The 24,368-nt window shown below is 34.7% G+C and carries 19 protein-coding genes; 7 read left to right on the top strand and 12 right to left on the bottom strand.

Annotated elements, in window-relative coordinates; translation table 11 throughout:
• Positions 1-52 precede the first annotated feature (52 nt).
• On the bottom strand, positions 53-922 hold the full coding sequence (locus tag LZQ00_RS02800; RefSeq protein WP_234511739.1) for a hypothetical protein: 870 nt from the start codon (positions 920-922) through the stop codon (positions 53-55).
• Between the two features lie 201 nt (positions 923-1,123).
• Here LZQ00_RS02800 and LZQ00_RS02795 point away from each other — a divergent pair, with 201 nt between their 5' ends.
• From LZQ00_RS02795 to odhB, 3 genes are all read left to right on the top strand, one after another.
• Complete coding sequence (locus LZQ00_RS02795) at positions 1,124-2,392, top strand: deoxyribodipyrimidine photo-lyase (protein WP_234511738.1); 1,269 nt, start codon at positions 1,124-1,126, stop codon at positions 2,390-2,392.
• 176 nt (positions 2,393-2,568) lie between these two features.
• The gene (locus LZQ00_RS02790) at positions 2,569-5,307 is read left to right on the top strand and encodes a 2-oxoglutarate dehydrogenase E1 component (RefSeq protein WP_234511736.1); all 2,739 of its coding nucleotides are present in this window, start codon (positions 2,569-2,571) and stop codon (positions 5,305-5,307) included.
• Positions 5,308-5,371: 64 nt separating this feature from the next.
• Positions 5,372-6,601, top strand: coding sequence for a 2-oxoglutarate dehydrogenase complex dihydrolipoyllysine-residue succinyltransferase (gene odhB / locus LZQ00_RS02785; protein WP_234511734.1), 1,230 nt, complete (start codon positions 5,372-5,374; stop codon positions 6,599-6,601).
• Positions 6,602-6,717: 116 nt separating this feature from the next.
• On the opposite strand, the gene LZQ00_RS02780 is transcribed toward odhB, so the two are convergent.
• On the bottom strand, positions 6,718-7,137 hold the full coding sequence (locus LZQ00_RS02780; protein WP_234511732.1) for a SufE family protein: 420 nt from the start codon (positions 7,135-7,137) through the stop codon (positions 6,718-6,720).
• 17 nt (positions 7,138-7,154) lie between these two features.
• Positions 7,155-8,378: a cysteine desulfurase gene (locus LZQ00_RS02775; protein WP_234511730.1), complete on the bottom strand. Its 1,224-nt coding sequence runs from the start codon at positions 8,376-8,378 to the stop codon at positions 7,155-7,157.
• 199 nt (positions 8,379-8,577) lie between these two features.
• Here LZQ00_RS02775 and LZQ00_RS02770 point away from each other — a divergent pair, with 199 nt between their 5' ends.
• On the top strand, positions 8,578-9,579 hold the full coding sequence (locus tag LZQ00_RS02770; protein WP_234511728.1) for an acyl-ACP desaturase: 1,002 nt from the start codon (positions 8,578-8,580) through the stop codon (positions 9,577-9,579).
• A gap of 82 nt (positions 9,580-9,661) precedes the next feature.
• On the opposite strand, the gene LZQ00_RS02765 is transcribed toward LZQ00_RS02770, so the two are convergent.
• From LZQ00_RS02765 to LZQ00_RS02730, 8 genes are all read right to left on the bottom strand, one after another.
• Complete coding sequence (locus LZQ00_RS02765) at positions 9,662-11,194, bottom strand: peptide MFS transporter (protein WP_234511726.1); 1,533 nt, start codon at positions 11,192-11,194, stop codon at positions 9,662-9,664.
• Between the two features lie 50 nt (positions 11,195-11,244).
• Complete coding sequence (locus LZQ00_RS02760; RefSeq protein WP_234511724.1) at positions 11,245-13,008, bottom strand: peptide MFS transporter; 1,764 nt, start codon at positions 13,006-13,008, stop codon at positions 11,245-11,247.
• 607 nt (positions 13,009-13,615) lie between these two features.
• Complete coding sequence (locus tag LZQ00_RS02755) at positions 13,616-15,208, bottom strand: peptide MFS transporter (protein ID WP_234511723.1); 1,593 nt, start codon at positions 15,206-15,208, stop codon at positions 13,616-13,618.
• An 81-nt stretch (positions 15,209-15,289) separates the two neighbouring features.
• A complete protein-coding gene (locus LZQ00_RS02750; RefSeq protein WP_234511721.1) occupies positions 15,290-16,870 on the bottom strand; it encodes a peptide MFS transporter in 1,581 nt (526 codons plus the stop codon).
• A 406-nt stretch (positions 16,871-17,276) separates the two neighbouring features.
• A complete protein-coding gene (locus tag LZQ00_RS02745) occupies positions 17,277-18,164 on the bottom strand; it encodes a sugar phosphate isomerase/epimerase family protein (protein ID WP_234511719.1) in 888 nt (295 codons plus the stop codon).
• A gap of 32 nt (positions 18,165-18,196) precedes the next feature.
• Entirely contained in the window at positions 18,197-18,925 is a 729-nt protein-coding gene (locus LZQ00_RS02740; RefSeq protein ID WP_234511718.1) for a (Fe-S)-binding protein, read from the bottom strand.
• 24 nt (positions 18,926-18,949) lie between these two features.
• Positions 18,950-20,248, bottom strand: coding sequence for an MFS transporter (locus LZQ00_RS02735; protein WP_234511716.1), 1,299 nt, complete (start codon positions 20,246-20,248; stop codon positions 18,950-18,952).
• Between the two features lie 51 nt (positions 20,249-20,299).
• Positions 20,300-21,616, bottom strand: a complete 1,317-nt coding sequence (locus LZQ00_RS02730) for a D-alanyl-D-alanine carboxypeptidase (protein WP_234511714.1) — start codon at positions 21,614-21,616, stop codon at positions 20,300-20,302.
• A 270-nt stretch (positions 21,617-21,886) separates the two neighbouring features.
• Here LZQ00_RS02730 and mqnC point away from each other — a divergent pair, with 270 nt between their 5' ends.
• The 3 genes from mqnC to LZQ00_RS02715 all read left to right on the top strand — a co-directional run bounded on the left by mqnC (position 21,887) and on the right by LZQ00_RS02715 (position 23,905).
• Complete coding sequence (mqnC, locus tag LZQ00_RS02725; RefSeq protein WP_234511712.1) at positions 21,887-23,011, top strand: cyclic dehypoxanthinyl futalosine synthase; 1,125 nt, start codon at positions 21,887-21,889, stop codon at positions 23,009-23,011.
• 5 nt (positions 23,012-23,016) lie between these two features.
• Positions 23,017-23,577 carry an SMC-Scp complex subunit ScpB gene (scpB, locus tag LZQ00_RS02720; protein ID WP_234511710.1) on the top strand — a complete coding sequence of 187 codons (561 nt, stop codon included), beginning with the start codon at positions 23,017-23,019 and terminating at the stop codon, positions 23,575-23,577.
• Positions 23,578-23,731: 154 nt separating this feature from the next.
• Positions 23,732-23,905 carry a hypothetical protein gene (locus LZQ00_RS02715; protein ID WP_234511709.1) on the top strand — a complete coding sequence of 58 codons (174 nt, stop codon included), beginning with the start codon at positions 23,732-23,734 and terminating at the stop codon, positions 23,903-23,905.
• 118 nt (positions 23,906-24,023) lie between these two features.
• Here the strand turns inward: LZQ00_RS02715 and LZQ00_RS02710 are convergent, their stop codons facing one another.
• A complete protein-coding gene (locus LZQ00_RS02710; RefSeq protein WP_234511707.1) occupies positions 24,024-24,353 on the bottom strand; it encodes a helix-turn-helix domain-containing protein in 330 nt (109 codons plus the stop codon).
• Positions 24,354-24,368 lie beyond the last annotated feature (15 nt).

Genomic DNA, 24,368 nt, shown 5'->3' with positions numbered 1-24,368 from the left:
ACAAATTTAGCAGAATAATCGGCAGGAAAAAGTGTAAAACCGCTTAATTGTCTTATTGATCAATCAACAAACTCTGATTCATGGCAGTAAAAGTAAAATCAGCTTTTTTAGACCAGGTCGTGTTATCCACATCTGATTCGTATCTCATAATACGTCTAAACTCATCAAAATTTTCTTTATGGATATTATAAAATCTGGTATACGCTAATTTCACCATCCATTTATTAATAGAGAATGTACGATATGCTCGATCAGGATGATACACTTGCATGTAACGGGAAAAAAGTTGTTTATAATCTAATGTCTCCTCTCCTCCCAGATAAATGACTTCACTAATGAAATTATCATTCCATGGCATTGTCTGAATCCACCGATATACATCCAATAAAGGTATAGGTCGAAATTTCAAATTGCCAATAAATCTCCAATAAGGAATAAATTTACTTTTAGCTAGTTTTTCAAAAATATCACTTAAAATAGTTCCCTTACCAACGGCACTACTTTTTAAAACAATCGTATATTTTATTCTGAATTCTTCAAATACGTTTTGAATAGCATTGATGTAAAAAGAATCAATTAACTGAGCAATATAAACAATTCGATTACAAGAATTTTGCTTACATATTTGAATAAAACTTCGAAGAGACATCAGCTCAATTTGCATATTGAGTTGATCATTGAGTTGCGGAACTTGTGTAAAGTAAATTCCCAGATCTAAATTTTTCAAAGAAAAATCATTGAACTGATTGTTCGCCTTTAATAAATCCATTTCAAACAAGCTAGCCGTTATTGGTTCTTTCAACCGCATATTGAAGAGATTCAAATTTCGAACTAATCCTGTTACCTTAAATTCGTTAGAATTAAGATGACTGACTGCTCTTCTTCCTAAATAAGTATTTAAGCCTGTTATTAATACTTCCATGAATATACCATTCAAATTTCTTCTTTCTCTATAATAAACAAATAAGTTGCATCAAGGTTTAATACTATTGTGTTTTTTATCGACTTATTTATTGTCCTTTTTTTGTCAATATATCAATAATCTCAACAAAGCAACTTATAAGCTTTATATTTGTAACTCCTATACGCTTATTTTAGCAAATAATATAAAAATTACACCTGTATGGAAAAAAGGGCCGCACTGATTTGGTTTAGAAATGACTTGAGACTTCATGATAATGAAGTATTTTTAGAAGCGTCCTCAAAAAGTTCTTTCATCATTCCTGTCTTTTGTTTTGACCCTAGATATTATGCTAAAAATCAATATGATTTCTTAAATACTAATGCGATAAGAGCAGCTTTCCAATTAGAAACAGTAAAAGCTTTAAAAGAAAAACTATTATCATTAGGAAGTGATTTAATGATCTATATTGGGCATCCTGAGGATATCATTCCTCGTATTGCCCAAAAGTATCAGGTAGATGAGGTGTACCACCATCGTGAAGTTGCTTATCGAGAAACCTCTATTTCTGAGCGTGTTGAAACCGAACTATGGAAAAGTAAGATTAATTTAAAGCACATTATCGGACACACACTGTATCATAAAGAAGATCTTCCTTTTCCCGTTCGTGATATTCCAAATTCATTTGCAATTTTCAAAAAGAAAATAGAAAGAGAAAGTTTTGTAAGATCTGTGGCTGCCTATCCAAACAATTTCATGACTCCTCCACATTTGGAGAAAACATCCCTTCCAACTTTAGAAGACTTGGGATACAGTCCTGAAGAAACAGCACGTGTAAAAAATAAATTCATTACAGGTGGAGAAGATTTAGCCCTTGAAATGATGCAAACTGTTCTAAATGATCCTCGTGGCTCTGAACATGATTATACCTTATTATCTCCTTTTATTGCACTAGGTTCTTTATCTCCCATAAGACTTTATCATGAAATTAAGAAGCTGGAGAATGGCAAAAAGAACAAACGCTTTGATAAGCTTATCGATATGTTACTTTGGAGAGATTATTTTAGATTTATGCTAAAAAAATATCCAAATGTATTTTTTAAAGAAAAAGGATTTAAAAAAGAACACATCATGAGTAAAAATGATCAATTACTTTTTGATAAGTGGAGATTTGGAGAAACGGAGAATGATTTTGTCAATCAGAGCATGTTATTACTTCAAAAAACAGGATATCTACCTTATTTTGCTCGGATTATTGTTTCCAGCTATCTTGTTCAAGAATATAATATAAATTGGCTGAAGGGTGCCTACTGGTTTGAACAAAATATCTTCGATTATACCCCTGCTTCTAATTATGGAAATTGGTCTCATATTGCAGGTGTTGGCACCAGTGAACGAGAAAATGCACCCATAGATTGGCAAAAATTAATTCAGACCCATTACCCACAAGGTATTCAAGTACCAGATGAATTTTTGAGTCAAATAAATTAATGTCCATTCTGGATAATTAAAAACCAAACAAAGTTATCTAGACATAAATTTTGCAGTTTATAAAACCACAAAGGAATTTATAAATTCGTGAAATTCGTCACTAAAATAATCAATTACAGTACCTAAAACTGTATTTTTATTCCTAACTTTGACGCATTCATATTTTTTTCAAATAGATGGACAAACTTACATATTTGAGTAACGCTGATTCGAGCTATATCGACGGGTTATATCAAGCGTACAAACAAGATCCAGAATCCGTAGATTTTGGCTGGCAAAAATTTTTTGAAGGTTTTGATTTTGGTCAAAACACAGGTGAAAGTGTTGGTATTTCTTCAGATGCAACACCAGACCATGTTCTAAAGGAAATAAATGTATTGAACATGATTAATGGCTACAGAGACCGTGGTCATTTATTTACACATACAAATCCAGTACGTGAGCGTCGCAAATATTACCCTGGAAAAGAATTAGAAACATTTGGCCTTTCTGAATCTGACATGAACACCATCTTTAACGCAGGTGTTGAAGTTGGTTTAGGTCCTGCCAAATTACAAGATATTAGACAATTAATTGAAGATACGTACTGCCGTTCTATTGGTGCAGAATTCAAATATATCCGTAACCCTGAAAAAATTAAATGGTTACAGGATCGTATGGAGGCTGACCGCAACAAACCGACATACTCTTTAGACATCAAGAAAAGAATCTTAGATAAATTAAACCATGCTGTTGCTTTTGAGAGTTTTTTAGGAACTAAATTTTTAGGTCAGAAACGCTTTTCTCTTGAAGGTGCAGAGAGTTTAATCCCTGCTTTAGATGCCGTTATCGAAAAAGGTTCGGAATTAGGAATTCAAGAGTTTGTTATCGGTATGGCTCACCGTGGTCGTTTAAACGTATTAACAAATATCATGGGCAAACCTTACAAAACGGTATTCTCAGAATTTGAAGGTAAAACCTATGCAGAAGATCCAGAAATAAACTTCGGTGGTGATGTGAAATATCACTTGGGTTATTCTACGGATGTAAAAACAAATGATGGAAAAACGATCCATTTAAGTTTAGCGCCTAACCCTTCTCACTTAGAAACAGTAGATCCAATTGTGGAAGGTTTAGTCCGTTCAAAAATTGACATGAAATACGAAGGAGATTCTTCTAAAATCGCTCCTATTGCTATTCATGGTGATGCTGCTATTGCTGGACAAGGTGTTGTGTATGAAGTAACACAAATGTCAAAATTGGATGGCTACAAAACTGGTGGTACAATCCATATTGTCATCAACAACCAAATTGGCTTTACAACAAATTATAAGGATGCACGTTCGGGTACTTACTGTACAGATGTGGCAAAAATTACTTCATCTCCAGTATTCCATGTGAATGGTGACGATGCTGAAGCTTTAGTATATGCGATCAAACTAGCAGTTGAATATCGTCAAAAATACAAAACTGATGTTTTCATTGACTTGCTATGTTATAGAAGATTTGGTCACAATGAGGCTGATGAACCTAAGTTCACGCAACCTTTATTGTATAAAATAATCGAAAAGCATCCTAATCCAAAAGAAGTTTATGCTAAAAAATTGATTGATGAAGGAAGTATTGATGAAGCTTATTCAAAAAAGATCGAGAAAGAATTCAAAGCTGTTCTTCAAGAAAAATTAGAAGAATCTAAAGAAGTAGTCAACTTAACAGAGGAAACTCCAATGTTTTCTGGTGCTTGGAAAGGTTTACGTCCTGCTAAAAAAGGTGAATCATTCACGCCAGTAAAAACAAATGTTTCGGATAAGCTATTTTTGCAATTAGCAAAAGAAATTACAACACTTCCTAAAGATAAAGCGTTCTTCCGTAAAATATCACGCTTGTTTGAAGATCGTGCAAAGATGATTGAAAAAGATTCTTACGATTGGGCAATGGGCGAATTAATGGCTTATGCTACTTTATTAAACGAAGGTGGTCGTGTTCGTATCTCTGGTCAAGATGTACAACGTGGTACATTTTCCCACAGACATGCGGTTCTAACGTTAGAAAATTCAGAAGAGACTTATACACCTTTAGCAAATATTACTGGTGGAGACAAATTCTCGATCTTTAATTCATTGTTATCTGAATATGCTGTATTAGGTTTTGAATATGGTTACGCATCTGCTAACCCACATGCTTTGACTATTTGGGAAGCACAATTCGGAGATTTCTACAATGGTGCACAAATTATAGTGGATCAATACTTATCTTCTGCTGAAACGAAATGGAAACGTTCGAATGGTCTAGTGATGTTATTACCTCACGGTATGGAAGGTCAAGGTCCAGAACATTCTTCTGCTCGTATCGAAAGATTCTTAGAATTGTGTGCGAATGAAAACTTAATCTTAGCGAATTGTACAACACCAGCAAACTATTTTCACTTATTACGTCGTCAACAAGTTCGTGAATTCCGTAAACCATTAGTTGCTTTTACACCAAAATCATTATTACGTCATCCAAGAGTAGTATCACCTTTAAAAGATTTTACATCAAAAACTTTCCAAGAGGTAATCGACGATGCAAATGTAAGCGCGAAAGATGTAAAACGTGTATTATTCTGCTCTGGTAAAGTATATTACGATTTATTAGAAAAACAAGAGACGGATAAACGCAAAGATATCGCTCTAGTGAGATTGGAGCAATTGTTCCCTATTCCAGAAGAGCAATTGAAAACAATCCGTAAAAAATACAACAAAGCAACCGAATTTCTTTGGGTACAAGAAGAAAACGAGAACATGGGTGCTTGGCCTTTCTACTGTCGCAAATTAATGAATACAACAATTGCATTCACTGGAGTTGTTTCTCGCAAAGAGAGTGGAAGTACCGCTACAGGTTACATGAAACAACACGTAGCACAACAAGCTGAAATTTTAAATAAATCATTCGAATAAAAACAATTTTTATCCAATTGCGTCTTCTACAAAAAGACGCAATTGTCTGTAAAGAACATTATATATGAGCTTAGAAATTAAAGTACCAACCGTAGGTGAATCCATTACTGAGGTAACTCTTTCACAATGGTTGAAACAAGATGGCGATTACGTTGAAATGGACGAGAATATCGCTGAATTGGAATCTGATAAAGCAACTTTTGAATTGCCAGCTGAAAAAGCGGGTATCTTAAGAATTATTGCTCAAGAAGGTGATACTTTAGAAATCGGTGCTGTAGTATGTACTATCGAAGAAGGTGGTGCTCCTGCAGGTGATGCAAAACCTGCTGCCGTTGCTTCTGAAGAGAAAACTGCTGCTCCTGCAGCAAATAGTGCTGCTGATGAAAACCCAGATTCTTATGCTGCTGGTACAGCATCTCCTGCTGCCGCAAAAATTTTAAGAGAAAAAGGAATTGATCCTACTTCCATCAAAGGAACTGGAAAAGAAGGTCGTATTACAAAAGAAGATGCTGAAAAAGCTCAGGTAGTTGCAAAAGTAGCTGCTCCAGTAAAAGAGGCTCCAAAAGCAGAAGCTCCAGTTGCTGTAGCTGGTGCACGCAACGAACGTCGTGAAAAAATGACTTCTTTACGTAAAACAATTGCTAAACGTTTAGTTGCTGTAAAAAATGAAACAGCTATGTTAACAACGTTTAACGAAGTAAACATGCAACCAATCATGGATTTACGTGCTAAATACAAAGATTCGTTCAAAGAGAAACATGGTGTAGGTCTTGGATTCATGTCATTTTTCACAAAAGCAGTGACAACAGCATTAAAAGAATGGCCTGCTGTAAATGCTCGAATTGAAGAAAATGAGTTGGTATATTCTGATTTTGCAGATATTTCAATCGCAGTTTCTGCTCCTAAAGGATTGGTTGTTCCTGTTCTTCGTAATGCGGAATCAATGTCATTACACGAAATCGAAAAAGGAATTGGCGCTTTAGCTGTTAAAGCTCGTGATAATAAATTAACGATTGATGAAATGACTGGTGGTACATTTACAATCACCAATGGTGGTGTATTTGGTTCGATGATGTCAACTCCAATTATCAATGCACCTCAGTCAGCAATCTTAGGGATGCACAATATCATTCAACGCCCAATCGCTGAGAATGGTCAAGTAGTTATCCGCCCAATGATGTACATCGCTTTATCTTATGATCACCGTATCATCGATGGTCGCGAGTCAGTAAGCTTCTTGGTACGTGTTAAACAATTACTAGAAGATCCTGCTCGTTTATTATTAGAAGTATAATAACAACAGATATAAAAACAAAAATCCCAATCTGAATTATTCAGATTGGGATTTTTGTTTTATAACGGTTAACAAGTTCTTTCTAACCAATTAACCTTTCTAACAATCTAACCTTCCTACCCCCTCGCCTGTAACGCTAGTGCATATAATTTCATTTGCTTGATCATGGACAACAATCCATTTGCTCGAGTTGGAGAAAGATGTTCATTGAGTCCAATTTTATCGATAAAATATAAATTAGCATCCACAATTTCTTTCGCTGTATGACCAGACAATACCTTTACCATTAAGCTAACCAGTCCTTTTGTAATAATCGCATCACTGTCTGCTGTGAAATACACTTTTCCTTCTTTTACCTCAGGAAACAACCAAACTTTCGATTGGCATCCTTTGATAATATAATCATCTTTTTTATGTTCTTCGTCTATTAATGGAACTTCTTTTCCCAGTTGAATGATGTATTCATATTTTTCCATCCAATCTGTAAAGAAAGAGAAATCATCAATTAATTCATCTTGTATTTCGTTAATCGTCATTCCTATTTTATAATTTTTTAAACTAACATACTTGTAGCTCTTTTCAAGCCAGCAACTAATATATCTACTTCCTCTTTTGTATTGTACATAGCCAAAGAAGCGCGAATTGTTCCTGGAATTCCAAACTGATCCATGACAGGTTGTGCACAATGATGTCCTGTACGAACAGCAATCCCCAACTTGTCTAATATGACACCAACATCATAGGGATGAGTGCCATCAATTAGAAAAGAAATAACAGAGCTTTTATACGCCGCAGTACCAATAAAACGAATGCCTGGTACAGTAGCCAACTGTTCTTGAGCATAGGCTAACAACTCCTCTTCATAAGCAGCAATTTGTTCAAGACCAATTTCATTGATATAAGAAATGGCGGCATTCAAACAAATACCAGCTTCAATATTAGGTGTACCTGCTTCAAATTTGAACGGTAAGTCGTTATAAATTGTTTTTTCAAAAGTCACCTCCTTAATCATGTCACCCCCTCCTTGATAAGGTGGGATTGCATTTAGGGCCGCTTCTTTTCCATATAAAACACCAACACCTGTAGGTCCATACATTTTATGACCAGAGAAGGCTAGGAAATCAACATCCAGATCCTGAACATCTATTTTAATATGTTGAATAGCTTGAGCTGCATCTAATAAAACAGGTACTTGATGCATATGTGCGATTGCAATCATCTCTTTAACCGGATTGATTGTCCCTAAAGAATTCGAAACATAGGTAAGGGCAACAATTTTCGTCTTGTCAGAAAACAAAGTCTTATAAGCTTCTATATCCAATTCTCCTTTTTCATTCATAGGAATCACCTTCAATTTAGCCTCTTTTTCTTCACAAATCATTTGCCAAGGGACGATATTTGAGTGGTGTTCCATTGCAGAAATAATGATCTCATCACCAGCAGAAATATTTTGCTTTCCAAAACAAGTCGCAATAATGTTAATACTGTGGGTTGTTCCCGTGGTGATGATAATTTCATGATCATATTTCGCATGTATAAATGCTTGAACATTGCGTCTTGTCTCCTCAAAAGCATCCGTAGAAATCTGGCTTAAATAATGAACACCGCGGTGCACATTACTATTCATATCTGAATAATAATGGCTAATGGCATCGATCACAGACTGTGGTTTATGCGTTGTTGCTCCATTATCAAAATACACTAAGGGCTTGCCATTGACTTCTCTTTTTAAGATTGGGAAATCTGCTCTAATTTTGTTTATATCGAAATTTTTCAATTTTTCTTTTGCTCAATGATTTAAACAAAGTTAACAGTAATTTAGCAAAAGTTTGTCTTCATTATCTACTTTTTAAGTATAGATCTAAATTTGAAACTACTTTTTCAAATATGGTCTATACATGATATTTATTCTGCATGTGATATTCTTTATTTTAATACAATTTTTATTGAACCTATTTAATTATCTTTGTATTGATATGCAAGAATTACCTCTAAATTTACCCGAAGGCTCACGTAAAGAAGTCATGAGCTATTTGGAACCGTTCATGTTAAACGAAATGAGCGATTACCTAAAGCCTGTAGAAGAAATGTGGCAACCCGCAGATTTTCTACCGGATGCTTCTAGAGATACATTTTTTGAAGAAGTTAGAGATTTACAGGAGAGTGCAAGGGAACTTCCATATGATTTAGTTGCTGTTCTAGTTGGAGATACCGTTACAGAAGAAGCTTTACCAACCTATGAATCCTGGTTAGCTATGGTTGAAGATGTGGATAAGAATGAGCAAGGTGGTTGGATGAAATGGGTACGCGCTTGGACTGCTGAGGAAAATCGCCATGGAGATCTTTTGAATAAGTATCTCTATTTATCTGGAAGAATTGATATGCGTCAATTCGAAATATCAACACAATATTTGATTAAAGATGGTTTTGATATCGGTACTGGAGCCGACCCTTACCGTAACTTTATCTATACCTCTTTTCAAGAGCTGGCTACTAACGTATCGCACAGACGTGTAGCAGGACTTTCTAAAAAAAGTGGCGATAAGCTTCTAGCAAAAATGTGTGGGGTAATTGCTTCAGATGAGGCACGCCATGCGAAAGCATATATGTCTTTTATTTCACAAGCTTTAGTTGTAGACCCTAGTGAGGTAATGATTGCTTTTGAAGATATGATGCGTAAAAAAATTGTAATGCCAGCACAATTCTTAAGAGAGGCTGGTGAACCTCAAGGTGAAGCCTTTGCACACTTCTCTGATGCGGCACAACGTCTTGGTGTATATACCGCATTAGATTATGTCGAAATCTTACAAGAACTCAATACAGACTGGAAAATTGATCAGGTAACAGGTTTGAATGAAAAAGGAGAAAAAGCAAGAGATTATTTGTTAAAACTTCCAGATCGCTTGGCTCGCTTAGCCGATCGGATGAAAATTCCAGAAAAAGAATACAAATTTAAATGGATCTACGATCAGAAATAAATAACAAAAAAGTTCGATAATGATTATCGAACTTTTTTGTTAAAGGAAGAATTGAAAATTTATTCAAGTTTTCAACTGCGTTTTATTTCACACCTCCCATTAGCTTTTTCACAAGTGGCGACAATGCGATTAAAATTACACCCGCAATGAGTGAATAAATACCTAATTGCTTATAGCTATCGGTATACGTAATCAATTTATCCATTAAGGAATCGCCTTCTCTTGCTTCAGCCATATGGGCACCAATAAGTCCTGCTACATATTGTCCATAAGCACTCGCTAAAAACCACATCCCCATCATAATACCTTGTAATCTCGCAGGCGATAATTTTGTCATGATCGATAAACCAATAGGCGATAAACATAACTCACCAACGGTAATCACTAAAAGTGCCAGTGTGAATATATCCAATGAAGCAACCCCGTCCTGCGCAAAGAATTTAGTACCAAATAAGACATAATAGCCTAATCCTAAGAAAATAAAACCTAAGCCAAATTTTATAAGTGTGTTTGGTTCTAATTTTCTTTTTGATAACCAAATCCATAATAAACCAAAAACGGGTGCTAAAATGATAATGAAGAATGCTCCTCCTGAGTTATTAACGCCATTGGGATCTAAATGTAACAGGCCACCTAGCATGGAATCATTTAAATTCTTGGCAGCAAAAATGCTTAAAGAACCTCCACTTTGTTCATAAATACCCCAAAAGATAATGGAAAATAAGATAAATACTAGTGCAGCAATCAGTTTATTTCTTTCTACTTTAGAAACTTGTGTCATTTCATAGAAGAGATAGATCAATGTTAATGGACCTATGAGGTACATAAAATAATCGGTATACTGTGTTTTAGATACCATTATCTGAATCAATGGTATTAATAACAAAGTTCCTATATATACCGCATATTCTACCCATTTTGGTAATGGTTTTGTTTTAATAGTAGCATCTGCATTTCCTGGTTGTAGACCAATTGGCCCTAACTGACGCTGTGTGAAATAGAAATTGATCAAACTGATCAACATACCCACCGCAGCCAAACCAAAAGCTACATTCCAACGATGCGCCTCATCAATAAAGGAAGCCAACATATAACCTTTTCCAATGGCAACACAAATGTAACCACCTAAAAATGCACCCAAATTAATACCAGCATAAAACAAAGAGAAACCTGCATCGCGACGATTGTCATCTGCACGATACAACTCGCCTACCATTGTTGAAATGTTCGGTTTGAAGAAACCTGTACCAATAATGATAAAGGCTAAACCGAAAAAGAAAAATTGATGTGGATCTGTTGCCAATAAGGCACTTCCAACAATCATCAAAACTCCTCCCCAAAAAAGAGATTTTCTAAATCCTAAAATTTTATCGGCAAATAATCCTCCAATAAAAGTAAAAGCATACACAAATGCTTGTGTTGCACCGTACTGCAAATTTGCTTCTTTTTCTGCAAAATTGAGCTGGGTTGTCATAAAGAAAACCAGCATGCCTCGCATACCGTAAAAGCAAAACCGTTCCCACATTTCTGAGAAAAATAAACTCCAAATCTGTTTTGGATATTTTCCTTCAAATTGTTGAACTTCCTCTAATGTTTGTTGTCCCTGTTTTGACATTTCTATTGTTATTAAAAAAGCTTCCTTAATAGGAAGCTCTATCTGATTTTTTATTTTATACCGTGCATTAATTTTTTAATAATTGGGTTTAAGACCATAACCAATAAACCTGCTGCAGCTGGAATTGCTGTAAACAAAAAGAAGAAATGGCTTAAAGAATATTCCTGTTGAATCGTTTCTACTTGTCCTCCTAACACCGCAGCGACTTTTTGTGCAATTGCAATCGCTAGATACCAGATTCCAAACATAAAAGCTAACATGCGCGCTGGAACCAATTTTGAAACATACGAAAGACCTACTGGAGAAATAAATAGCTCTCCCAAGGTGTGAAACAAATATGTTAATACTAAAAATATCATCGATATTTTAACACCTTCTGCAATTCCCCAAGACCCTAATCCAATAATTAAGTAACCAATGGCAACCAGTATCAATCCATAACCATACTTCATGGCTGCAGATGGGTTATATTTCGATTCCCATAATTTGGAAACCGTCGATGCTAAAGCGATAATGAAGAATGAGTTTAAAGTAGAGAACCAAGAAACTTTAATTTCTGATGTTTCCTTAGAAAACTCATTTTTCAACATCCAAATGACTGCCCCCCATATCAAAGCAAAACAAATGATTAAAATAACATTTGATAACGCTATTTTTTTCCAGGTAGCTTGTGCGAGTTTAATCAATACATAGGATATAAGCGCTAAAGGAACAACGGTTAATAATGCATTCAGCACGTTGAAAATAGTAAGTGTTCCACCCGTTAAACTTCTATCAATGTTATCACGTGCTACAAGTACTAATGATGTAGCACCTTGCTCGAAACTCATAAAGAAGAAAATCAAGAAGAATCCCAGAAAAACAACAGCAAACATCCGGTCCCGCACTACTTTATCATAGCGTAAAATACGTGATATAATCAGGTAAATAAAAAGAATCAACGCGATAATAATCATGAGATATTGACCCCTTAAGAAGGGTAAATCTAATGCACTAAACATGTCTACAATGCCATTTTTAGACAAAGGATCGTTAAAGGCATACAAAAATCCAATGACGGAAATAATTGCTATTAATAGATAATCAAGTGACGTAAATGGATTTCGTGTATCAGACTCTTCTAAGGATTTAATTTCTTTATGTTCTTTTGATTTATTTAAAACGCCTAAATTTCCCATTAAAGGTTTTGCAAAAACAAACTGCAATGTTCCTAAAAACATAAAGATTCCTGCCAAACCAAATCCCCAATGCCATCCTTGAGTTTCGGCGATATAACCACAAAGCATCATTCCAAAGAATGCACCCGCATTCACGCCCATGTAAAAGATTGTATATGCTCCATCCTTCTTTTCGGGTAAGTCTTTATACATCTCTCCTAAGATGGAGGGCATATTTGGTTTGAAAAAGCCAGTACCAATAACTAAACAGACTAAACCAATAAAGAACATCGTTGGCGTATCGAATGCCATAGCCCCATGGCCGATCGTCATAATGATGGCTCCAATTATTACCGCTTGTCGAGATCCGATGTATTTATCGGCAATAATCCCACCTAGTATTGGGGTAAGGTACAGCATCATCGCATAAGTTCCATATAATGCTCCTGCTTGTTCGGCACTCCATGCCCATCCTCCTTTTAATACCGTTGCTGTTAAAAATTGGATTAATAAAACACGCATTCCGTAGAATGAAAAACGCTCCCACATTTCAGTAAAGAAAAGTACAAATAATCCGGAGCGTTGTCCTAAAATAGTTGATTTATAAAAATCTGTGGATGCACCTTCTGAAAATGCAGCATTAGATGCTTGACTCATATCTATAATTTAAATCTAATTTATGTATATAAAGGAATTTTATATCAGTTTACAAAGAAACAAAAAACAATCGCATTTTTTATGCAATAATTGTATTATATCTAATATATGCTACTGTTTTTTGTGAAAATAAAAAAGAAGCTATCCAAAACGGTTTATTTATAACCCCAGCGGTATTTTTCAAATATAGTCATGATAATGCAGTGCCCTTTTCCTAACCTGCTTCGTACTTTCTTCTAACCAACTTCTAAGTTTCATTATAGTTGGACCGCTCTTTTACCGCTGTTGCTACACCTTTTTCCCGAGTCAACTGTGGTAAAAAGGCGGAGAAAGTATGGTAGAAGAGTACTGGAAGTTAGAAGAAAGTCCGAAGTTGGTTCGAAGTTGATATAGACTTGATTAGTGAAAAACTAAATCCTTGGACTCTGCTTTAGTTATATTCTTGGTAGTAGTTCTTTATGACTAAATATATAAATACAAAAGACCAAGATTCAGTTGAATGGTGGTCTTTTGTATTATAACAAGCGATATTACCGAATATTATTTTGAATCAAATGTCCAAAAATGATTTGTGATACAGCTTCTTTTTGTTTTTATAGTTTTTCTGTTAATTGATGCCGTGCATCATTTTTTTCAGGATAGGGTTTAAAATGATTAATATCAAAGCTGTAGCTGCTGGAACTATGGCAAAAATCATAAAGAAATAAGACATCGAATGTTGCTCCGTAATGCGATCAATATAGGAACCTAAAAAACCACCAATAAAATTGGCAATTGCTGATGCACAAAACCAAAATCCGAATAATAGTCCTAACAATTTCTTAGGCGATAATTTACTTACATAGGATAATCCAACTGGAGATAGACACAATTCACCTGCAGAATGAAAGAAATAAGCAACGATCAACCAGATCATGCTAACTGTAGCAGTTTTTGCACCTTGTGGAATATCACTTGCTCCATAAGCTAATGCTGCAAATCCAACACCTACCAAGAAAAGTCCTAAAGCAAATTTTACTGGTCCTGATGGATTCCATATCTTCTCCCAAAATTTACTAAACGAATTGGCTAATGAAATAATGAAAAAGGCATTTAATATCTGGAACCAAGAAGCACCTACTTCTGTTCCTGTTGCACCGAACTCTCTAAAAACTTTCCATAATCCTAAACACCAAATAATGACAAATGATAAGCCCGTGAAAATAATGGTCAAAGGATATTGCTTATAAATACGTTTAGCTAAGGCAAGTAAAACAATACTCACAATAACCATTGGTGCAATTGTTAAAATGGTATCTATCCATTTAAAAGTTGTTGCTGCACTTCCAGAAAGAACACGCTGGGTATAATTTTTAGCAAAAATAGACATCGAACCTCCCGCTTGTTCAAATGCTAAAAAGAAGACGATACTGGCAATCATAAAAATAGCAACGACAATCAGACGGTCTCTCACAACATTCGCCGGAATTACTTCTTCTGTTGCTTCTTCATGATTTTTTATTTTTTCATCATGAAAAGCTTTTACTGCTTTGGGAGATTCTCCGATAACTCCAAAGATTTTTTGACCAAAATAGAATTGAAGCATACCAAAGAACATGAAAACACCTGCTAGTCCAAAACCATAATGCCACCCGATTTTCTCTCCAATATACCCACACAAGAGCATACCTAAGAATGACCCTGCATTGATTCCCATATAGAAAATCGTATAGCCAGCATCTTTCTTTGCGCTTGTGTCAGGATAAAGATTCCCCACCATTGAAGAGATATTGGGTTTAAACATACCATTACCCAAGATCATTAAACCTAATCCGATATAAAAGAAGTTTTCATTTATTCCCTCAAAAGCCATAGATAAATGACCCATTGTCATAATCAATGCGCCTATTAAAATTGCTTTTTTAAAACCTGTCAATTTATCAGCAATCATCCCTCCAATTAATGGGGTTAGATAAACCAAGCCTGTATAGAGCCCATATAATTCCATTGCTTCTTTATTGCTCCATCCCCAACCCTTATCTGCGATTGAACTAATGAGGAATAAGGTAAGCAAAGCACGCATACCGTAGTAGCTGAAGCGCTCCCACATTTCGGTAAAAAATAGTACAAATAACCCCGCAGGATGTCCAATTACCATCTTATCGTCCACACCTTGTTTTTTCAGATGGGAAATAAGTAACTCGTCTTTTTCTAGATTCATATAAGTTTTAAATAGGATTATTTATGTTTAAAATTTTAGCAAATTAATAAAATTTTAGCAAAAAAAAATAAAAAGATATGATTAATGAATGCCATGCATCATTTTCTTAATGCCAGAACTGCTTAGCGCTAAAATAATGGCAAATATAAAAGAAACTACCGTAAACATGCCAAAGAAGTAAGACATGGAATAACTAGCTGTTATATCGTCAATGTAAGAACCGATAAGACCTCCAATGAAATTGGCAATTGCATTTCCACAATACCAGATTCCGAATAGGAGCCCAATTACTTTTTTAGGTGATAATTTACTAACATATGAGAGTCCTACTGGTGATAAACAAAGTTCACCAACTGTTTGAAGAAAATAAGCCAATATTAACCAGATCATACTGACGGATGCTGTTTTTGCACCTTGTGGAATAGCTAAACTTCCATATGAAAGTACAGCGAAACTCAAACCAACGATGGCCAAACCCAAAGCTAATTTTATTGGTCCCGAAGGGTTCCACACTTTCTCCCAAATACGACTAAAAGAAGTGGCGAGTGTGATAATAAAAAAGGAATTTAACATGGGGAACCAGGAAACTGTTACTTCAGACGATAAGGAATTAAATTCTCTCTGCAATTTCCAACCACAAAGGATCCAAATAATAACAAACGAGATTCCTGAACAGATAACAATCATCGGATATTTAGACCATATCTTTTTTGCTAAAGCAAACAAGACAGTCGTGACAACCAGGATTGGAAATACGGTCAAAGCTGCATCTATCCATTTAAAAATAATTGCTGTATGACCATCTAGTACACGTTGGGTATAGTTTTTTGCAAAAATGGTCATTGACCCTCCTGCTTGTTCGAAAGCCAAGTGAAAGATGACACTTGCAAACATAAAAATACCGATGACAATTAAACGATCACGATTAACATGGGACGATGTATTTACCTCTTCTTGATTTTGATCTTTAATCTTATCGGTTTCAACTGCCTTTGGAGATTCACCAATGGTGCCAAAGATGCGTTGTGCAAAATAAAACTGTAACATGCCCAAAAACATAAAAAGACCTGCTAAACCAAAACCATAATGCCAGCCAACCTTCTCGCCAATGTAACCACAGAGCATCATCCCTAGAAATGCTCCGCCATTGATCCCCATATAAAAGATTGTATATCCTGCATCTTTTTTACTACTGGAGTCTGGATATAATTTCCCAACCATAGAAGCAATATTAGGCTTAAATAATCCATTTCCCAAAATCATCAAAATTAAACCTAGGAAGAAAAAATTAGCATGAATACCTTCTAAAGCCATAGCAGCATGGCCACAAGTCATAATCAATGCGCCAATTAAAATAGCCTTTTTATAACCTGTTAAACGATCCGCGATCATTCCTCCGATGAGTGGTGTTAAAAATACAAATCCAGTATAAAGACCATATAGCTTCACGGCTTCCGCATTTGTCCAGCCCCACCCTCCATTCGTAATTTCACTGATTAAGAAAATAGTAAGCAACGCACGCATACCATAATAACTGAAACGCTCCCACATTTCAGTAAAAAATAAGACGAATAACCCTGCAGGATGCCCTTTCACCAGAATATTATCCACCTGCAGTGTTTGCAAATGTGAGGTAAGTGCGTCATCTTTTAACTGGCTCATATATGTGTTGTATTTTTATTGTACAAAATTTTGCTTTCCAAATAGGCGTTGCAAAATACTATTTTTAATTGATTTGTTAAATCAAACCAATTTTTTCCTTTTTTTATAGGCTCAAGAAATTAGCATCCGACTCTTTCTATGGGTGTTAATTTCCAAAAAAGTTCTGAGCAGTATAAAAATTTTGTTCTAAAAAACCTGATTCATTGATTTATCACTTGACATAATGATAAGACATCATATTAAAAAGCGGGGTATAATTATTAAAAATTTGCGGAATTTTTAATATACATTTTCTACTGGGGATAGTATACCTATTTAGGAAGTTATTTTCTTCTTTGTGTACTGATTTACTCAAAAGTAATTAAGGTAAGCTTTATACTTTACCTTAATTACTTCAATTGTTATGCTAAATTGTTGGACGTAAACGTTCCAATAATTTTTTAGTAGCAAAGATACCTTCTTCTTCACTGATACTATCTCCTTCGTATTCAATACCAATGTAACCTTTGAATTTAGCGTCTTTTACGATTTTAAGCATTCTTGCGTAATCGATTTGGGTTTCATTACCATCTGCATCAAAATTGTGTGTTTTAGCACTCACACCTTTTGCATAAGGCATTAAATCTGTTACTCCTTGGTAACGATCATATTCGTAAAAATTACCTAAATCTGGTAAGCTTCCACAGTTCTTTTTCCCAACTGTTTTTAACGTATCTGCTAACCAATCTCCATGTGAAGAAATACCACCATGATTTTCAACAATAATACTGATTTTAGATTTTTTACCGTATTCAGCCAATGTTGACAAACTATCTACGACAGCTTTTTTAACTTCTTCTGGTGTACCTTTACCAGCTGCATTCACACGAATTGCATGGCATCCTAAGAAGCTTGCCGCATCAATCCATTTATAGTGGTTATCCACAGCTTGTTTACGTTTCGTTGCATCTTCATCTCCTAAATTTCCTTCTCCATCGATCATAATCAAAACGTTGCGAACACCATTATCTTTAGCACGATGATTCAAATCTTTCAAATACGTCATATCTTTTGCTTTATCTTTAAAGAAAGCATTTACATATTCTACTCCATAAATTCCATATTTTTTTGCTGCTAATTCAGGAAAATCTATATTTTTCAAATCACCTTTAAAAAGCGTTTTGTGCAAGGACCACTCTGCTAAGGAAATATCAAACCATTGCTTAGGTGCAGCCAATAAATCTAAGTTTGGTAGTAATGCTACACCAGCAGCAGTTAAACCCAAATTTTTGAGAAAATCTCTTCTTGAATTCATAATTGTAGTATTTAGTTTAAGTTATTGTTTTTTTAAATATTTCCCCAGCCAGTTGTTAATACATCCACAAGATGTATGGTTTTAATTGGTAATTTATGCTGGTCAATATACGCCTGTAATTGAAGTAGACAAGATGCATCTGTTGAAATAATATATTCAGCATGCATGTCCAACGCATTTGTGACCTTTTGTTCTGCCATTGCAGACGAAATACCTTCAAATTTCACTGAAAAAGTTCCTCCAAAACCACAACAGACTTCACTATCTTTTACTTCAACCAACTCTAGTCCAAGCACTTTACTTAGTAAATGTCTTGGTTCGTCTTTGATTTTACATTCGCGCAATGCAGAGCATGAATCATGATACACGGCAATTCCTTCTAGTTCTGCACCAAAATAATCCTTCTTAACGACATTGACCAAGAAATCGGATATTTCAAAAATATTTTTCTGAATCGCAGCACACTGCTTTTGCTCTGCAGCTCCTTTGAATAAATCATTATAGCTATGTTTCACCATGCCTGTACAAGATGCTGAGGGAGATACAATATAATGATCTGCAGTAAAATCATTTAAAAATTTTTGTCCAACTTGTTTTGCATCATCCCAAAAACCGGCATTATAAGCAGGCTGACCACAGCAGGTTTGCTCCGAGTTATAAGCAACCTCACATCCAGCTTTTTCTAACAAACGAATCGTATTAAATGCTGTTTCTGGATATAATTGATCAATAAAACAAGGAACAAAAAGTTCAACTTTCATAGTATAATAATGTAAAATTTAAATTTAGGATTTATTGTACCTCAACATACGTATTAACAGTAACAATCCAATTACAAAAAATAAAGATAAGGATAATGTCGAATATCTAATATTGTGTGTTATCTGTTCAATCATTCCGAAAGAAAACAAGCCCACAACAATTGCCAGTTTTTCAGTGACATCATAAAAAGAGAAAAAAGCAGTTGTATCTTGAATATCTTCGGGAATTAATTTCGAAAAAGTCGATCTTGAAAGAGATTGAATCCCTCCCATGACTAAACCAACCAAAGCCGCCAAAATGTAAAATTGTATTTCGGTTTTTAGGAAATAAGCCGATATACAAATGCCAATCCAAATGCAAACCACCATCATCAATACTTTAATATTCCCGATTCGAGCAGAAATAGCGGACATAATAAAAGCACCTGCTATCGCCACTAATTGAATCAATAAAATTGTACCGATTAATTTTGTAGCACCTAGATTCAAAATTTTCTCACCAAAAGCTGATGCGACGATCATTAAGGTTTGTACGCCTATACCATAAAAGAAATAGGCTGGTAAGAATTTCTTAATCTCGGGTATCTTTTGAATGTGTTTCCAAACGGAAGCAATTTCAGACTTTACTTTTTCAACTAAAGATAAACCATCACCTTTATTTGTAGCAGGGATATTTGGCAGATATCGAAATGGAATCAAGGAAAATCCTAACCACCAAATTCCGACCATCAAAAATGAAATTCTAGCGGGTAATGAGGGATCCACGATGCCAAACCACTCTGGTTTCAATACCACAATAAAGCATAAGATCTGTAAGGTCACACAGCCAACATAACCATAAGAAAAACCCTGTGCGCTCACTTTATCTTGCTGATCTACGGAGGCTAGAAGAGGAAGGTAAGAGTTATTGAAAAGAACACCTCCAATATACCCCATCGCAGCCAAAACAAAACAAACAATTCCAATTTCTAACGTCTCCAGTTTAAAGAAAAAAAGTCCCATACAGGCTGTTGCTCCAATGGTAGTAAAAATCTTCATGATCCGTTTTTTCTTTCCATTTGCATCTGCATAAGAGGAAATAAAAGGTAACGTTAGTGCCATCACCAGATACGCAACTGCTAACGCAAAATTGGATAATGCTGTATTGACCAATTCAAATCCAAAGAAACGAACGACATCTCCATGTTCTTTTGTATTTGTAATCGTTGTATAGTAGACGGGAAAGATTGTTGATGTAATGACCAAATTATAAGCTGAATTAGCCCAATCAAACATCGCCCAAGAGCGAATGAGTTTCTTGTTATTCTTTTCAATTATTGACATATCATGGATTAGTGGACTAAAAGTAATGAATATGCATCGTATACTCAAATATTAATAATTTTGTCTAATATAGGTGACAATGTCAACCATTTCTTTTCTTATTGTACTTGCCTTTTCATCAATAAAATTATTATTTAAAAACGAAAACGCCATCTTTCGCCCTGATCTTGTTATCAAATATCCACTTTGACAGTAAACAGATGTAACGGTTCCTGTCTTCGCAAATACAAATGGAACACCCTGATCCAAACTATAGGAACGTTTTAATGTTCCATCAACGCCTCCTGTAGAGAATAGTTTAAATCTTCTAGATTCATCAGGAAGTTTATTTTTGATACTGACCAGAACATCAACCATACTTTGAGGAGTGATTTTATTATAAGAAGAAAGGCCTGACCCATCATGTATAACAACTTCATCTGAGAAATACTTATAATGGGTTTGTTGCATCCAATTTCGAACCAAATAAGTATCAAATGTTTCAAATTTTTGTAATGAACTCATCATGAGTATCTGTTCTGCTAAATAATTGTCACTTGGTAACATCATTTCTCGTAGTACATAACTCGTTGCATTTGAGTAAATAGTTTTTACTTGGTTAGGTTTAGTATACCCTATTATTTGAATATTTTTATGTAAGGTATCTGACAATAATTTAATAGCAAGTGAATCATCGTATTTAAAGGGAATTTCATTCACATAATTATTGGGTATCGTCTCTCGAGATTTCCAAAATTCATTTTTAGTAAATGCTCGACTTAATGAAAATTCTCCATGGTCAATGGCAGGATTGAGTGTCAATTTATTTTGAAAAAATGAAGGAACAATGCTCATCTTATTATTTGCCTGTTCTCTAAATGTTACTACATTACCATAAACGGGAAAAGTTGCGATTTCAGGTTGATAATAGGCATCAAAATCATCCATTGCCCAACCTGCTGCAAAAAATCTATTTTGCATTTTAGTTGGAACAAAAAATAATTTTTTGTCTGTATTCTTTAAAAAGTTATAAACAATATGAGAATCCATTTTACTGTGCAAAAAAGTGGGATCCCCTGTCCCCCAAAACAGCAAAGAGTCTCCCCTTTCTACATATTGTAAACCTGGTATAGAATCTCCTAGTATTTCCAATGCTGTATAAAGTGTAAAAACCTTTGTATTGGAAGCAGGTGTAAAGTGCTTATGGCCATTAATATCGACAACAAACCGATTACTGTCTAAATCATACAAGGAAAATCCAAAAAAATGGTCGTTAAGAATTTGAGATTGTTGTAATTTAGCATAAACATCCGTAAATTGCTGAGCATAAACAATATAGCTATTTAAGAATAAAATAAAAATAGGGAGTATTTTCTTAAAACATTTCATCTTGGTAAAACTACGAAAATTGGGACATAAACCATTTCGTAGTCTTGTACAATTTTAGCTACAAGCATTACAATCAATGTCATAAGGCTTTAAGTGTACATTTTTTTAAATAACCTGGTATCAAGACCTTAGTGTTGATATCCCTGCAAGTTGTTCAAAATAATAGTGCTTTGAATAAACAATATGGTATTTTAATTCTATAGACTTCGTATAACGAAAACTTACAGTTAATCAATAAATATAAGGTAAAAGGTGCTTATATTTGTTCTAATGAATATAAGCAGTTTATTAGAAAAAGCCTTAAAATTTGAGTTCTTAACCAAAGAAGAGGGCATGTATTTATATCATCATGCTGCCACAGCAGATTTGAGCTATGTAGCAAATGAATTACGTAAAATTCAAGTTCCTCATGGTAAGGTCACTTGGCAAATAGATCGTAATGTAAATACGACTAATGTTTGTATTGCAAACTGTAAATTTTGTAATTTTTTCCGTAGACCTGGTCATGACGAAAGTTACATTACAGATATTGAAACTTACAAGCAAAAGATTGAGGAGACATTTTTATATGGAGGAGACCAGTTATTGTTACAGGGTGGACACCATCCTGATCTCGGTTTAGCCTTTTATACTGATCTTTTCAGAAAGTTGAAAGAACTTTACCCAACATTAAAACTTCACTCTTTAGGTCCTCCAGAAATTGCTCATGTTTCTAAATTAGAGAACATGAGTCATATTGAGGTTTTAAAAGCCATGAAAGAAGCGGGACTAGATTCACTACCTGGAGCTGGAGCCGAAATTTTAAATGATCGAGTTAGACGTCTGATATCGAAAGGAAAATGTGGTGGTAAAGAGTGGTTAGATGTTATGCGTGCTGCGCATCAAATTAATCTCCCTACTTCAGCAACGATGATGTTTGGACATATCGAAACCATTGAGGAACGTTTTGAACATTTAGTTTGGATTAGAGAAGTGCAAGCTGAAAAATCAGAAGGCAATTATGGTTTTATCGCCTTTATTCCTTGGCCATTCCAGGATGATGGAACGCTATTAAAAAGATTAAGGGGCATCACGAATGATGTGACTGGAGAAGAATATATACGTATGATTGCTTTGAGTAGGATTATGCTTCCAAATATTAAAAATATTCAAGCTTCTTGGTTAACCGTTGGAAAAAGAACTGCTCAACTCTGCTTACATGCAGGAGCCAATGATTTTGGATCCATTATGATTGAGGAAAATGTTGTTTCTGCCGCAGGAGCCCCGCATCGGTTTACGGCTAATTCTATTCAAGAAGCAATAAAAGAGGCTGGTTTTGAACCGCAGTTGAGAACTCAACGTTATGATTTCCGTGAGCTACCGGAGCATATGGTCGAACAAGTTATCAATTATTAAAATCGGTGAAAGATATTATTCATAACATAGAAGCGATTATTTATGCTTCGGAAGAGGGTATTACAGTTCAGGATATCAAGCTAGTGCTTCAAGAAGCTTTAGCTATTGAGGTTTCAAAAGATGAAATACAAAATTTAATCGATAGAATAGTTGAAAAACATCTGTCTGAAGACCAAGTGCTCGAATTAAAAGTAATTAATAATGCTTATCAATTCTTGACAAAATCTACTTATCATGAAGCGATCAATCAATTACAGATCCATCGAGACAAGAAAAAACTAAGTCAAGCTGCATTGGAGACTTTAGCTATTATCGCTTATAGACAACCGGTTACCAAGCTTGAGGTGGAACAAATAAGGGGTGTTAGCTGTGATTACTCTATTCAACGGTTATTAGAAAAAAGATTGATTCAAATTGCAGGAAAATCAGATGCAATAGGTAAACCTTTGCTTTATAGTACTAGTGCTCAATTTATGAATCATTTTGGTATTAATGGTGTGAGAGATTTACCACAATTGAAAGATATTGTTTCAGAAGAAAATACAATAGGTGAAGTTGTTGAATAGTTACAATAGTCATTTTTTTCTTTAGAAACAAATCAACCAACACAATTAATAATCAATCTTTTAGATTGGTTATTTTTTTTAAAAAAAAGTTTTAAGTTCGAATTTTGTTATATAATTTTACATTATTAAATAAGCAATATTAAAGCATAATTTTATGAACACGGCAATGATGAAAAGTGAGTCTATGCATGTAGAAGATGATGAGAAATTCGGTTCGTTCAATGGACCTGATGATGATTCTGATGACATCTTAGAAGATGACTTTAATTTAGATGACATTGATTCTATTGGTGAATTTGATGATTTCGACGACGAAGACGAATTTTAATCATAATAAATCTACCTCGGAATAAAAGCAGCTCAATGTTGTCCATTAAAAACGTAAGAAGGCTTGCAGAGATAATCTGCAAGCCTTTTCTTTATTCATTCCCAAATTGAATAAAATCCTATTTCTTATGTAATTGTTCGTAAAGATCGATTACTTTCTTTTGCAAGTCAATAACTTCTGTTTCACGCAATTGCAATTTTTTGTTTAAATCTGCTAATTCATTCAAAGATTCTCTATCTTCCTCAGTATCGGAGGTGGATAATAATTGAACTACAGACAAATTAAATAGTTTTGAAATCTGATTTAGACGAGAAAGATTAACATCTGTAATTCCTGTCTCAATTTTAGAAAAAGCTGGAATTGAAATATCTAATCTCTTCGCAACATCTTCTTGGCTCCACCCTTTTTGGTGTCTCAATAAACGAATTTTTTTTCCTAGTGCATTCATTTGGTAGATTTTTTT

It is taken from the genome of Sphingobacterium sp. SRCM116780 (assembly GCF_021442025.1).
Classification (GTDB): domain Bacteria; phylum Bacteroidota; class Bacteroidia; order Sphingobacteriales; family Sphingobacteriaceae; genus Sphingobacterium.
The sequence above is the reverse complement of the archived record's forward strand: the minus strand, read 5'-3'. Positions and strand labels throughout refer to the sequence as shown.

Coding starts and splice junctions, on each gene's coding strand:
- LZQ00_RS02800 (WP_234511739.1), bottom strand. CDS start 922: ATGGAAGTATTAATAACAGGCTTAAATACTTATTTAGGAAGAAGAGCA.
- LZQ00_RS02795 (WP_234511738.1), top strand. CDS start 1,124: ATGGAAAAAAGGGCCGCACTGATTTGGTTTAGAAATGACTTGAGACTT.
- LZQ00_RS02790 (WP_234511736.1), top strand. CDS start 2,569: ATGGACAAACTTACATATTTGAGTAACGCTGATTCGAGCTATATCGAC.
- odhB (WP_234511734.1), top strand. CDS start 5,372: ATGAGCTTAGAAATTAAAGTACCAACCGTAGGTGAATCCATTACTGAG.
- LZQ00_RS02780 (WP_234511732.1), bottom strand. CDS start 7,137: ATGACGATTAACGAAATACAAGATGAATTAATTGATGATTTCTCTTTC.
- LZQ00_RS02770 (WP_234511728.1), top strand. CDS start 8,578: ATGCAAGAATTACCTCTAAATTTACCCGAAGGCTCACGTAAAGAAGTC.
- LZQ00_RS02765 (WP_234511726.1), bottom strand. CDS start 11,194: ATGTCAAAACAGGGACAACAAACATTAGAGGAAGTTCAACAATTTGAA.
- LZQ00_RS02760 (WP_234511724.1), bottom strand. CDS start 13,008: ATGAGTCAAGCATCTAATGCTGCATTTTCAGAAGGTGCATCCACAGAT.
- LZQ00_RS02755 (WP_234511723.1), bottom strand. CDS start 15,208: ATGAATCTAGAAAAAGACGAGTTACTTATTTCCCATCTGAAAAAACAA.
- LZQ00_RS02750 (WP_234511721.1), bottom strand. CDS start 16,870: ATGAGCCAGTTAAAAGATGACGCACTTACCTCACATTTGCAAACACTG.
- LZQ00_RS02745 (WP_234511719.1), bottom strand. CDS start 18,164: ATGAATTCAAGAAGAGATTTTCTCAAAAATTTGGGTTTAACTGCTGCT.
- LZQ00_RS02740 (WP_234511718.1), bottom strand. CDS start 18,925: ATGAAAGTTGAACTTTTTGTTCCTTGTTTTATTGATCAATTATATCCA.
- LZQ00_RS02735 (WP_234511716.1), bottom strand. CDS start 20,248: ATGTCAATAATTGAAAAGAATAACAAGAAACTCATTCGCTCTTGGGCG.
- LZQ00_RS02730 (WP_234511714.1), bottom strand. CDS start 21,616: ATGAAATGTTTTAAGAAAATACTCCCTATTTTTATTTTATTCTTAAAT.
- mqnC (WP_234511712.1), top strand. CDS start 21,887: ATGAATATAAGCAGTTTATTAGAAAAAGCCTTAAAATTTGAGTTCTTA.
- LZQ00_RS02715 (WP_234511709.1), top strand. CDS start 23,732: ATGAACACGGCAATGATGAAAAGTGAGTCTATGCATGTAGAAGATGAT.
- LZQ00_RS02710 (WP_234511707.1), bottom strand. CDS start 24,353: ATGAATGCACTAGGAAAAAAAATTCGTTTATTGAGACACCAAAAAGGG.